We start from the raw sequence: 263 nt of genomic DNA on the forward strand, positions 1-263 counted from the left end.
CGCGGCGGAAGCAGACGCAATGATGCCGATGCGGAGCGGGGTTTGGCAGGAGTCGCGGTCACACAGTCATTTCATCATCCGGCACTGACAATTTATGGAGCTGACGCTGCAACTGGTCGGAGATCACATCGAGGTAGTCGAAGTCGGCTTCACTTGGAGCCCACCGCGCGGCCGTCAAGTCGACCCGCCAACGGCCTTCGCCTGTCCTGAGGAACGCTTGATAGGAGCCAAGAAGTGGCGTGGACTCAGCAAGGTAATGCTTG

The 263-nt window shown here is 59.3% G+C and carries 1 protein-coding gene; it reads right to left on the reverse strand.

Annotation, left to right across the window (positions count from 1 at the left end):
* Nucleotides 1–58: 58 nt before the first annotated feature.
* Nucleotides 59–263 (reverse strand): hypothetical protein (locus SB764_RS41455; RefSeq protein ID WP_410866962.1); only part of this gene is annotated, 205 nt, incomplete at its 5' end.

This window comes from Paraburkholderia sp. SIMBA_027, from assembly GCF_046535315.1.
GTDB lineage: Bacteria > Pseudomonadota > Gammaproteobacteria > Burkholderiales > Burkholderiaceae > Paraburkholderia > Paraburkholderia tropica.